Source organism: Haloplanus vescus, assembly GCF_900107665.1.
GTDB lineage: Archaea > Halobacteriota > Halobacteria > Halobacteriales > Haloferacaceae > Haloplanus > Haloplanus vescus.
In genome coordinates, this window is the sequence record NZ_FNQT01000001.1 from 1,127,034 (window position 1) to 1,139,896 (window position 12,863).

Genomic DNA, 12,863 nt, shown 5'->3' on the forward strand with positions numbered 1-12,863 from the left:
AGAATCCCACGCGCGACGGGGAAACGGTATAACTACCGGGGCGGCGAACGCCCGACCATGCCGCTTCGTACTCGGCGCCCTGTCTACTATCTCGGGCTGGTGGTCGCGACGACGCTGCTCTTTACCCTCGTGTACAACACGGGGATGGCGGTCTGGGAGGGGCGCCCCCAACCGCTGTATCGGTCGCTCGAAGTCGTCGTGCAGAGTTTCACGACGACGGGTTACGGCACGGACGCGCCGTGGCGAACCCCGCAGATGAACGTCCTCGCCATCGCGATGCAGCTCACGGGCATCGGCCTCATCCTCACCGCTGTCGACGTGTTCGCGGTGCCGTGGCTTCGGGGGGCGCTCTCGCCGTCGGCGCCCGAGTCGATGCCCGACGCCACCGACCACGTCATCATCTGCGAACACACGCCGCGGACGGACGCGTTCGTGGGCGAACTCGACGCCCGAGAGCGTGAGTACGTCCTCCTCGAAGCGGACGACGAGCGAGCGGGCGAGTTACACGAGGAGGGGTATCGCGTCGTCCACGGCGACCCCGAATCGACCGACGACCTGCGGGCGGCGGGCTTGGAGTCGGCCATCGCCGTCGTCGCCGACGCGGACGACGACACGAACGCCAGCATCGCCCTCGCCGCCCGCGACGCCGACCCCGACGTGCGAATCATCACGCTCGTCGAGGACGCGTCGCTCGCCCGCTATCACCGGGCCGCGGGCGCGACGGACGTGCTCTCGCCCCGCCACCTGCTGGGCGAGAGTCTGGCCAAGCAGGTGCCGACGACGGTCACGACCGACGTCGACGCCGGCGTCGAAGTCGGCGACCACTTCGAACTCGTCGAACTCACCGTCGCGTCGGACAGCGACCTCCACGGCCAGACCTTCGGCGAGGCCGACCTGCACGAGCGCTTCGGCGTGAACGTCATCGGGGCGTGGGTCGACGGCGACTTCCGGACGCCCATCGCCGACGACGACGAGTTGGCGGGGCGGACGCGCCTCCTCGTCGCCGGCGAGTCGGCACAGGTCGAGACGCTCAAGCAGGCGACGGCGTCGACCGTCCGCCGATTCGGCCCCCAGCGCGTCGTCGTCGCGGGCTACGGCGACTCCGGGCAGGCCGCCGCGGACGCACTCTCGTCGACCGGCACCGAGTTGACCGTCCTCGACCAGACGGCGGGCGATGCGGTCGACGTGGTGGGCGACGCGCGCGACCCGGAGACGCTGGAGGAAGCCGGCGTGCCGAGTGCGTCGGGCCTGATCGTCGCCGTCGGCGACGACACGACCGCTATCTTCGCGACGCTCATCGCCCGCGAGTTGAACCCCAACCTCTACGTCGCCGTCCGGGCCAACGAGGAGGCGGACGTCCAGAAACTCTACCGCGCGGGCGGCGACTACGTCCAGTCGCTGGCGACCGTCAGCGGGCGGATGCTCGCCTCCACCGTGTTCGAGGACGAGGAGGTGCTCGCATACGGCGAGCAGGTGAGCGTCGTCCGCCTCCCCGTCGGCGACCTGGCCGGGAGCACCATCGTCGACGAACGCGTGCGAACGGAGACGGGGTGTACCGTCGTCGCCGTCGTCAGGGAGGGCGAGACGGTCGTCGACTTCGACCCGGAGACACTCGTCTTCGAGGTCGACGACGAGGTCATCGTCGCCGGCACCGACGAGGCGACGACGCGTTTCGAACAGGCGTTCGGTATCTGAGCCGATGACGCCGGGGGCGACTACCCGCCGCGAAGGAACCGTTCGCACCGCTCGATCATGCGGTCGGTGAACGCCATCGTGACAGTCCCTTGTGGGTCCGCGATTTCGCGATGTTTGATCGTCCCGATGACCCAGGGCGAACAGTACGACTGCGTGTCGGGATTGCGGCCGGCGACCCAGTCGTCACCGATGCGGTGATTTGCGGGCAGGTCGCTCGTCGTGAGCGCGGCACAGAGATACTCTTCGCCCGGAAACGGAAGTTGCTCGGCAGCGAGGACCAACCAGAGGCGAGGGTTCGAGCCGTCTTTGAACGGGTCGGGCGCCCAGAAGACGTCCCCCTTCTGGTACCGGTCACTCACGGGTCTCTCGGGGGTCGACCGCGTGTGCTTGCCACTCGTCGTAGGCTGGCGGTTCGTCTTCGTAACTCGCAGCGACGTCGCTCGCATGGTTCGTCGCCGCCGTCACACTTCGGGCGTGGTCGCTGATGCGCCAGTAGTTCCCCCGGTGTTCGACGTGGCCTGCGTCCCGCAACCGAACGAGCGTCGGCCCGAGAGAGCCTTTCGTCACACTCGTCGCCGCGGCGAGTTCGCTCTGGGTGAACGCCTGGTCGGGGTTGGATTCGAGAAAAGAGAGGAGTTCGTGTGCGTTCGTCCCCGGCGACGTAGCGCCGTCATCGTCGTCGAGGGCCTCGAACCGCTCGGCGTCGATTGGCATATGTATCACAATGTATTGGATGTACTAAGCCGTTTGGGGGCAGGTGCCGCCGATGTCACCGGGTGGCGCGCACGTCGGCGAACGCCTATACTCGTCGCCCGCCTACGACGGGTCATGACGACAGATAGCCGTCGCGCGGCACGGACCGAAGCGCTCGCACCCGTCGTGGAGGCACAGCGATGACGGGGCCACACCAAGACCAACCGCTCGTGACGGCCGGCACGTCGCTCGACGAGGCGACGGCGGCCGTCGTCCTCGTCCACGGCCGGGGCGCGACGGCCCGGAGCATCGTCCAGATGGCCCAAGGGTTCCACCGCGAGGGCGTCGCCTACCTCGCCCCGCAGGCCCAGCGAAACACGTGGTACCCCAACCCGTTCACGGCGCCCGTCGAGACGAACGAACCCGGGCGCTCGTCGGGGTTACAGGCCGTCGCGGACGCCATCGAGACGGCGGGCGACGCCGGGATTCCCAAAGAGCGAGTCATGCTCCTCGGCTTCTCGCAGGGCGCGTGTCTCGCCAGCGAATTCGTCGCCCGCAACCCCGACCGCTACGGGGGTCTCGCGGCGCTGAGCGGCGGCCTCATCGGCGAACGCATCGACCCCGACGACTACGACGGTGACCTCGAGGACACGCCCGTCTTCGTCGGGTGTAGCGATGTGGACCCACATATCCCCGCCGAACGCGTCCACGAGACGACGCAGGTGCTCGAGCAGTTGCACGCCGACGTGACCGAACGGCTCTACGAAGGGATGGGTCACACCATCAACGCGGACGAACAGCAACACGTCGCGGAGATGGTCGCGGCGCTACTCGACTAGTCTTTCAGGTTTTCGTCGAGGAAGCGCAGCGTCTTCCCCCACGCGTCTCGCGTCGCGTTCGGGCGGAAACTCTCACCGCTCGGGTTGGCGAAGGCGTGGCTCGCACCCTCGTAGACGTACACCTCGTGTTCGGCGCCCACGTCGTCGAGCGTGCGGTCGAACTCGCGGACGTTCTCGATGCCCACGACCTGGTCCTCGGACCCGAAGATGCCGAGGACGGGGTCGTCGATGCGGCGAAGCGTCGACTCGTTCGTCGTGAGCGTCCCGTAGTAGATGACGGTGGCGTTCAGGTCGGCGTCGCTGAGGCTCAGCTGGAGGCTCTGGCCGCCGCCGAAACACCAGCCGAGGCTGGCCACCTTGTCGGTGGTATCGGACCGGTCACGTAGGCCGTCGACGGCGCGACTCATCTTCGACACCGCCACGTCGGGGTTCTCGCGCACCTGTCCCGACAGACTGGCCGCCTCGGAGGAATTGGTCGCCACCTCGCCGTCGTAGAGGTCGACGGCGAAGACGACGTAGCCGTGACCGGCGAGAATCTCCGCCATGTGCTCGACGTTCTCGTTCAGCCCCCACCACTCGTGAATCATGACGACCGAGGGGTAGGTGCCGTTGTCAGCCGGGCGGACGAGATAGCCGGACGTACCGTTGATCGTCGTCCGTTCCGTGGTGACTGCGGAGAGGTTCTCCGCGTCGAAGATATTGGCGTTGCTCCCCGAGGCGACGGGCTGGCAGGTGCCGTTCTGCCGGATGGCCCCCGGCTGACAGCCGGTATGGGGTGTCTGGGTGTACGAAGCGGTGGTCGGTTCGGATGTCGCAGTCGCGGTCGGTGCCTCAGTCGCCGTCGACGTGTCGCCAGCGAGGCCCCCCGAACATCCGCTCAGGAGGACCAACCCGGCGACGAGGACGGTGCAGAGTCGTGACGAAGCCATTCGTCTTCCGAAAGGAACGGGTCGCCAAAACGGTTCCGCCGCTTACCAGTCGGGGTCGCGCTCGCCCGCCGGGACGACGATTTCCAGCCAGTTCTCTTCGGGCGGGAGCGGGCAGGAAAAGGCGTCGCTGAACGCACAGAAGGGGGTGTACGCGAGGTTGAAATCAAGCACCACCTCGTCGCCGTCGGTGAGGTCACGGTCCGGCGTGAGTTCCATGTAGCGCCCGCCGCGGTAGGTCTGCTGACCCGTTGTCTTGTCGCGGAAGGGGACGAAGACATCGTCGTCAGACTCCCGTTGTCGGTAGCCCGCGAGCGTGTGGGTGTCGTCGCGGAGGTCGAACTCGAAGGTGACGACGTAGAGATAGCGCACTGTCCGCCCGTCGCTGGTCTCCATCTCGACCGGGTCGGGGTCGTCGTGGACGGACACCGTCGCCGTGACGCGGTAGTCCAGGTCCGGGTCGAAGTAATCGAGGCCCTCGAAGTCGTCGCGCTCCTCGGGCGGGATGGGCGACCCGCGACGCTCGGCGAACATCCGGTCTTTCTCGGCGCGGTTCTCACGAAGTCGCTCGGCGTACTCCGGCGGCGCGTCAGTCATTACCGCCGGTAGGCGCGGGCCGGGTTTTAGTCCGACGGTCGACGGACGGAAGAATCACGCGTGATAAACGAATCGCGTCGCTTATATGATGGGTTATCGAGGGTGCGGGTGAATGGTGTCGAAGGGGGACTTGGGGGTTGGCTACCTCGTCGCAGTCGGCGTCGTGCTCTGTGGTCTCTTCAGCACCGGCCTCGTCGCGCCGAACGGGAACTCCCGGTCGATTCTCGGGGTCAGCATCGGAATCATGGTCGCCGGGAGTTTCCTCGCGACGGGCGTCGGCCTCGCGCGGAGCACGCTTGACGACGAGCGCGTCTGGCGCGTCGCCGGGTGGTCGACACTCGGCCTCGGCCTCCCGACCTTGCTTGTGATTCTGGTCGTCGCGCTCGCGCCCGAGTGGTTCCGCGCCATCGAGTGGCGAACCGTCGTCATGGTCGACATCGCGGCCGGCGGCATCGTGGGCGTGCTCGTCGGCTCTATCCTCGAACTCCGCGCCGAACACGAGCGGACACGCACGCTCAACCAGCGCAATACCGTCTTCTTGCGGCTGTTCAGACACGACATCCGCACCAGCCTCAACCTGATTCGTGGCCACCTCGACCTCGCGGCCGACGGCGGGCAGACGCCGCTGTCCTCGGGCGACGTGATTCGCGACCAACTCGCCCACATCGAACGGCTGAGCGAGGCCGCGAACCACCTCGACGACCTCGAATCCATGACGCAGACGGAGCCGATAGACCTCACGTCGCTCGTCCGGGACCGCGCCGCGGAAGTCCGGCGCACCGACGACGTGACCGTCGACACGGACGTCGACCCCGAGACGTACGTCCGAGCGAACGAACTGCTCTCACCCGTCGTCGACAACCTACTCCGCAACGCCGTCGACCACGGCTGTGCGAACGAGCGTCCCGACCCGAACATCGAGGTGACCGTCCGCGACGCGACCGGGCGACGCGACGACGTGACCCTCCGCGTCAGGGATTACGGCCCGGGCTTCGGCGACGCGGAACTGGCCGTCCACAACGGGGCGACGGAGACGGCACTCCAACACAGCGACGGCGTCGGCCTCTGGCTGGTGCGCTGGATCGTCGACGCCTACGACGGCACGGTCAGCATCGCGAACGCCGAGCGCGAGGGCGCCGTCGTCACGGTGATGCTTCCCGCGGCGAGTGCGGTGTCGGCGGGCGAGGCGCCGTGAGTGGAGGTCACGGTGAGTTCGGGTCGGCGACGGTACCACGAACGCCGCGGACGACGAACGTCGCGGAGGCGGTGGCGTCCGGACCGCGAATCGAGACGTCGACAGCGACAGCGACGAAGGCCGTCGTGTTCGCGCGCGTCTGCGTGACGACGCCATCGGTGGCGACGCAGGTCCCGAACGTCCGTGCCGGGCCGCGCGGACAGGCGTCGCTGGCCCACTCTCGGGCGGCAGTGGCGTTGCGCTCGACGCTGACCGCGACCCCGCGCTCGGTGCCGCTCTCGCGGAGCGTCGCGGCCGTCTGCTCGAATCGGGTGCCGGCTCGGGTCGCGACGGTACCGTGTGCGTCCGGGCCGGAGCGGTTCGCGAGAGCGAGCGTCGTCTCACTGACAGAGCGTTCGAGCGTCCGGCGGGTGTCTTCGAGCGCCGCACGTTCGTCGGCGGTAGGGTCGACCACGGCGTCGCTGGCGCCGACTTGGGCGTACGCGAGCAACATCGGCACCAGCGCGGTGACGACGACGGCCGCCGCGAGCAAGACGAGTTGGCCGCGACGGCGCGTCATCCGTACCACACCCAGACGGTGACCGACCCGTATCGTGTCGATGCCGTCGCGGAGCCGACGGTGGCCGTCGGGGGGCGCGGCGCACCGAACGACCCGACCGGCGTCTGCACCCGAAAGAGCACGTCCACCGGCAACAGCGCACGGATGCGCTCGCGAGCGGATACCTGCACCCGAGTGAACGAACTCTCGGAACGGGCGAGCGCGACCAGTCGCGCGCGCTGTCCGTCGTCGACCGGGTCCGACCCGAGGACCGTCGTCGTGTCGTGAGCCAGCGCGTCGAGTCGGGGCGTCGCCGACGTGGGCGCGGCCGTGCCGAGGGCAAAGCCGGCGGTGACACCGAGGACGAGAACCACGCCGACGGCCGCCTCGACCAGCGACAGCGAGAGCTGTCCCCTAGACATCGACGGTCACCCGGAGCACTCGTGGCTCGTTCGTCTGGCGGCGATACGTCACGGTGACTCGCCCCGTGGCGTTCTCGGTCGCCTCGACTCGGAGCGGCGTCGACGCGTACCGCGAGAGGTGGACGGTCGCGTTCGTGTCGAGACCCGTGTCGTCGTGGAGGACGACGCGGTCGTTCGCCCGGACGGTGGTAATCGTCCCGTTCGAACCGGGGTCGACGGAGACGGCCACCCGCCCGACGCCCTGCGGGACGCTCACCGTCGACTCGCGAGCCACGTCGACGGCCGCTCGGCTCCGAGCGGACCGATTGACGACGACCACGGAACGGCGGACCGTGACGCCGTTGTCCGGCGACCCACGCTCGACAACAGGGGCACCGTCGAGCGTGATTCGGAAGTCAGCGTCTGCGGCGGGCGGTGCCAACGTCTCGACCAGACTCGCGTCGAGCGTGTCGACCGCCTCGGAGTCGAGTGCGTTCGCCCGAACCGTCACGGGGGCGTCGGCGGCGACGAGGCGGTCGGCGACGGCCGTCGCCGCGTGCCGGTCGCGCGGGTCGCCCGTGGCGTCGGTGAGTGCCGCGTCCGCGACGCTGACGCCGATTACCGTCACGCCCGTGAGGAGGAGCAAGGCGACGACGAGGGCGAACAGGTTGGTCTGCGCTCTCACGCGAGAATCACCCGGATTCGGTCGGGGCGACCACGCACCCGGACGACCGTCCGGTCGTCGCTCCGCCACGTCCCGGTGACGGTGACGTTCGCCGGGAGCGAGAGCGGAATCCGCCCCGAGAGTCTCGACTCGGGGTGGTCGAGAACGAGCGTCCCGTCCACGGCGCGGAGGCGATACGTCGCGCGGTCGATGGTGTCGGGAATCGAGACGGGGCGTGTCACGGTGACGGTGGTCCCCGGCGTCGGGACCGTCGCCTCGATTCGCTCGGCGGTCGTAACCAGGGTGCGGTCGCTCACTTCCGCCGCGGCCGTCGTCCGGTACTCCGGCAGGACGCCGCCGTGGAGGACGGTCACGAGCGAGGAGACGTACAGCAAGACGAGAGCGGCTTCCAGCGTCTTTCCGACGACAGGCACGAATCCGCGGTCGGTCACCGTCCCACCTCCAGGTGCAGGTCGTGGACGAACACGTACGTCGAGCGAACGTTGGGGAATCGCGCGACGACGCTCGGAACGCCGTCGTCGTCGATGTCGCGGCGGGTGGTCGTGGCGTCCGTGCTCTCGAACCACCGCTCCCAGACCGCGGGGGTTCGCGTCTCGATAGCGATTGCGGTGCCACTACCTCTCAACTCTCGACGGTCGTGAGTGACGTTCGTCCGCAGCGTCACCGCCGTCGCGCCGTCGACGGCGACCGAAGTGGTGTCGAGAGTGGCGACGTTCAGGAAGAGCGACCGGTTCCGCGTCGTGATTGGCGGCGGCGTGTAGAAGGCGGCGTTCCCGCCGGTACTGCGAATCGTCGCCCCGGAGAGATACCGGACCTCGCGGTCGGCGGCGGTGAACACGAGGCCGTCGGCGGCGTACTCGAAGGCGACGCTTGGCCCGTCGAGGATTCGAACCGAGCGCTCGACGGTCCGGAGGCGACCGTCGTAGAGTGGGAGGCGGGCGGTGTGGGGACCGCTCCGCTCGGTGTCGAAGGCGTCGTCAATCGACGCCGCGACGTCCTGCGACGCCGCTTCGCTCGCACCCTCGTCGATGACGGAGCCGACGGCGACGGTGAGCGCCGCGATGCTCACGACGGCCACCGCGAGCAAGACGGCCACGCCGACGATGGACGACTGCGCCCGAGCGGTCATATCATCCCCACCCCGGCGAAGACGACGTGACAGACGACGACGAGGGCGCCAGAGTGCAAGAGCGCCTCGTAGCGCCCGCGGCTCGCGGTGCCGGCGAACCACCCCGAGGCCAGCATGGTCGCTTGCGTGACCACGTAGAGCCGGTAGCGGTCGCGTTCGATGTCGATAGCCGACGCTTCGATGACGTGGCCGGTGGTGCCGCGGACGGTCGCAAGCTGTTCGAACCCGTCGAAGACGTGGATGCCGACCGCGGCGGCGATGCCAACGACGAGCAGCGCCGTCGTCCAGCCGACGGCGACGTAGGCGAGTAGATTGGCTCGAAGCTGTCGTTTCTCGTGGTAGAGACGCCCGATCTCGGTCTGGAGCGTGTCGAAGACGGTGCCGGCGTCGCTGCCGGAGTCGAGCGCGCCCGTCACCAGTCCGACGGTCTGTTCGGCCAGTGGCGTGCCGACCGTCTCGACGAAGCGTTCGAGCGCGGCGGTCCGGGCGTTCTCGTCAAGCCCCGTCTCGGGCGACGTGAAGCCGAGGTTGAGGGCGAGGTCGGCCACGTCCGGGTCGAGCGGGCCGAAGTCGACGTCGCGAGCGACGATTTCCACCGCTTGTGGGAAGGGACGACCCAGATTCACGTGCCCCGAGACGGCGTGGACGAAGTCCTTGATTTCGCGGTCTTTGGCGTCGTCGAGGCGGGCACGACGGACGCCGACCAGACCGACTGGGAGGGCGTAGGCGGCGTAGCCGAGGAGCGCGATGTCCGCGGGCGGATAGCCGACGGCGTAGAGCGCCGCGACGGCGAGCAACGCCGGGCCGAGGGCGACGACGGCGGCGCTCGCGGGGTTTATCGTCGCCGAGGCGAGCGTCGCCACGCCAGTCTCGGGCCGGTCGTACGTGACGGTCTGTCCCGGTGGGCGGAGGCCGCTGACGACGATGCTCGCGCCGACGCCCAGACCGAGGACGAACAGCGCGCTCGTGTAGACGATGAGTGCTCGTGAGGTGGTCGTCCCGAACGGCGTCGTGACCGGCGACGAGAGCGAGGGCGCGATGATGGCGAGGACCGTCAACACGATGACGAGCAGCGTCGGCAACACGAGCAACACCATGAATATCTCCGAGAGGAGTTCGAGGAGGCCGGCGGCGCGCTGGCGGGCGCGGTCCTGCTGGTGAGCGAGCATCCGACTCTCCATCTCGAGGTAGTTCGCGAGTTCCGCCTCACCCTGCTGGGCGTGTTCGCTGAACTTCAGCAGGAAAGGTGCGAGCAAGTCACGAGAGGGCGTATCGCGGGCGATACGGCGAAGCCCCTCGTGGAGGCTGCCGGTGAGGGCCGCGGTGTTCAACACCTTCCGAATCGACACCGCCGTCTCGCCGTACGGGTCGGTATCGGCGACTTTCCGAAGCATCGCGCGGTTGCTCTGACTCCCCGACGACAAGACGTGCAGATAGCGGACTGCGCTGGGGAGCGTTCGCTCGATATCGGTCCGTCGAGCGTTCGCCACCCAGCGGAGATACCGTCCGCCGAGACGGACCGTCACCGCCTTCGCGACGCCAGCGAGGACGAGTCCGGCAGCGACGAACAGGGCCGCCGCGGGCGGGACGGGGACGCCGAAGCGCGTGAAAATTGCCGGCAGGCCGACGAGTCGTGCGACCGCAGGCGCGGAATCAGCGAGCGTCACGGCGACGGCGACGGCGGGGAGTGCGACGGCGAATGTGACGAGCCACGACAGGCCGTAGACGCGAGCGAGATACACGTCGAAACTGAGTCGGAGGTCGGTCCCCCGGTATCGCTTCCGGTCGCGGACGTGTCGGCTGTCGTCGGCGTGGCGGGCGAAGAGTGCGTACAGCACGCGGTCGAGCGAGGAGGCGTAGGCAGGGGTCGGCGACGAGACGGCGTCACTGCGCGCCGCGTCAGTCTCGTGACTGTCCGTCGTCACGAGGGCCTCCCGTGACGGTGCCAAACCCCTCGGCGTCGGTGCATGAGGCGAGGTGTCTCCCCATCGCATATAAACGTTCGACGGGCGTTCTCAGAACTGATTTCGGTCGTGGCGTGAGCAGTACGCTCGACGGCCGGTGCATGCAGTGTCGAATCCGTACAGAGAGCGAGGCCAATTGCGCTCACACCGGCATCGGCAAGGGTATATATGGCCGTACGCCGAAACCGTTTGGACGATGGAACGGCTGTCGGCGCGAGTCGTGGGGACCGTCATCGCCGTTGCCGGTCTCTGTCTCGCGGCCGTGCATATGGAATCTGCCGTGCGGCTGCGAGCGCGGCCAGCGCTGGTGCTCGTGGAAGTCGTCCTGCCGCTTATCCTGTCGCTGGTCGTGGTCGGCGGCGGCGTGCTGATTCGACAGGAACGCCTCGTCCCGCCGCAGTTCGCCGGGCGCGTCCTCGCTTGGAGCGGCGTGGGCGTGCTGGCGTTGAGCGGCGCCATCGGCTGGCTCTTCCTCAGCGTGGCGATACGGGGCGAGCTCATCCCGCGTGGCCTGAACCTCGTGGTCGAAGCGGCCACGATGGGCACACTCGTCGGCCTCGTCGTCGGCGTCTACGACGCCCGGAGTGCCGGCCAGCAGGTGCGTGCCGAGCAGTTGACGCGCATCAACGACACGCTCCGCATCGCGACCCGCGAGGTGGTCGACGCCAGCGACCGCGACGAACTCGAAACGGCCGTCTGCGAGCGACTGACGGAATCGGACATCTACGACAGTGCGTGGATCGGGCGCTACACCGCCACCGACCAAATCGTGCGCCCGTCGGCGTGGTCCGGCCACGATGACGAGTACATCGAGTCGCTGACGGTGACCGTCGACCCCGACGACCCGAACGGACAGGGACCGGGTGGGCGGGCGATTCGAACGCGGGAGATTCAGGCCATCCACGACGTGCGCTCGGAACCGCGTCTGGAGCCGTGGTGGGACGCGTTAGAGGAGGCCGGCGTCGAATCGATGGCGGTCGTCCCCCTCCTCGGCATGGACTGCGTCCACGGCTTTCTGAGCATCTACGCCAACCGGGCGAACGTCTTCGACGACCGAGAGCAGGAGGTACTCAGCGACCTCGGAGAGAGCATCGGGCACGCAATCGACGCGATAACGGCGCGGGAGCGCCTCACTCGGCGCGAACAGGAGCTCGCCCGACAGAACCAACGGCTCGACGAGTTCGCGAGCGTCGTCTCCCACGACTTGCGAAACCCGCTGAACGTCGCGCAGGGCAACGTCGACCTGGCACGGAAGACGGGTGACGACCAGCATCTGGATCGCGCGGACGATGCGCTCGACCGAATGGACGACCTGATCGACGACCTGCTGACGCTCGCCCGGTCGGGACGGACGGTGAGCGACGTGGAGCCAGTCGACCTGCGGCGAGTCGTAGAAGACGCGTGGTCGACGACAGACGCGGGCGACGCCCAGCTCGAGTTCGACGGGGAGCTCGGGACGGTGCGCGCCGACGAGAGTCGCCTCGTCCAACTGTTCGAGAATCTGTTTCGGAATAGTGTCGAACATGGTTCGACAAATAATCGGCGCGCGGAACGCGCCGATGATAGCGTGGAGCATGGCTCCACGGATAGCCGGACGGAGTCCGGCGATAGTGTCGAACATGGTTCGACAGATAATCGGACAAAGTCCGATGATAGCGTGGAGCACGGACCCAGTGACGACGACGCGTCGCCTATCACCATCACCGTCGGGTCGCTGTCGGACGGATTCTACGTGGCGGACGACGGGCGAGGTATCCCCGAATCGGAGCGGGAACACGTGTTCGAGACGGGCTACACCACCGTGACATCGGGGACGGGGTTCGGCCTCAACATCGTGCGGACCATCGCGGACGCGCACGGCTGGCGCGTCGCTGTGACCGAGAGCGCCGAGGGCGGGGCGCGCTTCGAGTTCACGACCGACGGCACGGTGCCGGAGCAATAGTCGACGGAACACGTAAACCAGTCTCGGCCGAACGCCGAGTATGGCGGCTCAACCGGTCTTCGAGTTGTACGAGGACAGAGGGTCGGAGTGGCGCTGGCGGCTCGTCGCCGCGAACGGCAACATCGTCGCCGACAGCGCCGAGGGATACGTGTCCAAACAGGGGGCAAAGCGGGGCATCGAGTGCGTCAAGCGCATCGCCCCCGACGCGGACGTCGAGGAACACTAACCAGCCCCCGTGGCGACGTGGCGCGCCACAATC

Annotated in this window: 15 protein-coding genes; 5 read left to right on the forward strand and 10 right to left on the reverse strand. The window is 68.2% G+C overall.

The features are described from left to right. The first annotated feature begins 57 nt into the window (after positions 1–57). A complete protein-coding gene (locus BLU18_RS06005) occupies positions 58–1,695 on the forward strand; it encodes a potassium channel family protein (protein WP_092632936.1) in 1,638 nt (545 codons plus the stop codon). Positions 1,696–1,715: 20 nt separating this feature from the next. Here BLU18_RS06005 and BLU18_RS06010 read toward each other — a convergent pair whose 3' ends face one another. Both BLU18_RS06010 and BLU18_RS06015 read right to left on the reverse strand, forming a co-directional pair. After that, a complete protein-coding gene (locus BLU18_RS06010; protein WP_092632938.1) occupies positions 1,716–2,054 on the reverse strand; it encodes a hypothetical protein in 339 nt (112 codons plus the stop codon). Then, entirely contained in the window at positions 2,047–2,409 is a 363-nt protein-coding gene (locus tag BLU18_RS06015; protein WP_092632940.1) for a MarR family transcriptional regulator, read from the reverse strand. Before BLU18_RS06015 ends, BLU18_RS06010 begins: the two co-directional genes overlap by 8 nt. A 179-nt stretch (positions 2,410–2,588) precedes the next feature. On the opposite strand from BLU18_RS06015, the gene BLU18_RS06020 reads away from it, so the two are divergent. Beyond that, positions 2,589–3,227 (forward strand): alpha/beta hydrolase, encoded by a 639-nt coding sequence (locus BLU18_RS06020; RefSeq protein WP_092632942.1) that lies wholly within the window; start codon positions 2,589–2,591, stop codon positions 3,225–3,227. Here the strand turns inward: BLU18_RS06020 and BLU18_RS06025 are convergent. Together BLU18_RS06025 and BLU18_RS06030 are read right to left on the reverse strand one after the other, a co-directional pair. Continuing rightward, a complete protein-coding gene (locus BLU18_RS06025) occupies positions 3,224–4,156 on the reverse strand; it encodes a dienelactone hydrolase family protein (protein ID WP_092632944.1) in 933 nt (310 codons plus the stop codon). The two genes, BLU18_RS06020 and BLU18_RS06025, sit on opposite strands and share 4 nt — an antisense overlap. Before the next feature lie 42 nt (positions 4,157–4,198). Beyond that, positions 4,199–4,750 (reverse strand): DUF1684 domain-containing protein, encoded by a 552-nt coding sequence (locus tag BLU18_RS06030; protein ID WP_092632946.1) that lies wholly within the window; start codon positions 4,748–4,750, stop codon positions 4,199–4,201. A 112-nt stretch (positions 4,751–4,862) separates the two neighbouring features. Between BLU18_RS06030 and BLU18_RS06035 the strand changes: the two genes are divergently transcribed. Next, positions 4,863–5,945 carry a sensor histidine kinase gene (locus tag BLU18_RS06035; RefSeq protein ID WP_092632948.1) on the forward strand — a complete coding sequence of 361 codons (1,083 nt, stop codon included), beginning with the start codon at positions 4,863–4,865 and terminating at the stop codon, positions 5,943–5,945. Between the two features lie 7 nt (positions 5,946–5,952). On the opposite strand, the gene BLU18_RS06040 is transcribed toward BLU18_RS06035, so the two are convergent. The 6 genes from BLU18_RS06040 to BLU18_RS06065 are packed head-to-tail and all read right to left on the reverse strand — an operon-like array spanning position 5,953 to position 10,623. Continuing rightward, positions 5,953–6,504 carry a DUF7261 family protein gene (locus BLU18_RS06040; RefSeq protein WP_092632950.1) on the reverse strand — a complete coding sequence of 184 codons (552 nt, stop codon included), beginning with the start codon at positions 6,502–6,504 and terminating at the stop codon, positions 5,953–5,955. Next, the gene (locus tag BLU18_RS06045; RefSeq protein WP_092632952.1) at positions 6,501–6,905 is read right to left on the reverse strand and encodes a DUF7262 family protein; all 405 of its coding nucleotides are present in this window, start codon (positions 6,903–6,905) and stop codon (positions 6,501–6,503) included. The genes BLU18_RS06040 and BLU18_RS06045 overlap by 4 nt, the downstream gene beginning before the upstream one ends. Next, positions 6,898–7,569, reverse strand: a complete 672-nt coding sequence (locus BLU18_RS06050) for a DUF7263 family protein (protein ID WP_092632954.1) — start codon at positions 7,567–7,569, stop codon at positions 6,898–6,900. Before BLU18_RS06050 ends, BLU18_RS06045 begins: the two co-directional genes overlap by 8 nt. Then, positions 7,566–8,000 carry a DUF7266 family protein gene (locus BLU18_RS06055; protein ID WP_092632956.1) on the reverse strand — a complete coding sequence of 145 codons (435 nt, stop codon included), beginning with the start codon at positions 7,998–8,000 and terminating at the stop codon, positions 7,566–7,568. Before BLU18_RS06055 ends, BLU18_RS06050 begins: the two co-directional genes overlap by 4 nt. Next, entirely contained in the window at positions 7,997–8,698 is a 702-nt protein-coding gene (locus BLU18_RS06060) for a DUF7289 family protein (protein ID WP_092632958.1), read from the reverse strand. Before BLU18_RS06060 ends, BLU18_RS06055 begins: the two co-directional genes overlap by 4 nt. Beyond that, on the reverse strand, positions 8,695–10,623 hold the full coding sequence (locus BLU18_RS06065) for a type II secretion system F family protein (protein WP_394327330.1): 1,929 nt from the start codon (positions 10,621–10,623) through the stop codon (positions 8,695–8,697). The genes BLU18_RS06060 and BLU18_RS06065 overlap by 4 nt, the downstream gene beginning before the upstream one ends. 235 nt (positions 10,624–10,858) lie before the next feature. Here BLU18_RS06065 and BLU18_RS06070 point away from each other — a divergent pair, with 235 nt between their 5' ends. Beyond that, the gene (locus BLU18_RS06070; RefSeq protein ID WP_092632962.1) at positions 10,859–12,604 is read left to right on the forward strand and encodes a sensor histidine kinase; all 1,746 of its coding nucleotides are present in this window, start codon (positions 10,859–10,861) and stop codon (positions 12,602–12,604) included. A 40-nt stretch (positions 12,605–12,644) separates the two neighbouring features. Further along, a complete protein-coding gene (locus BLU18_RS06075) occupies positions 12,645–12,830 on the forward strand; it encodes an HVO_2922 family protein (protein WP_092632964.1) in 186 nt (61 codons plus the stop codon). Positions 12,831–12,863: the final 33 nt, after the last annotated feature.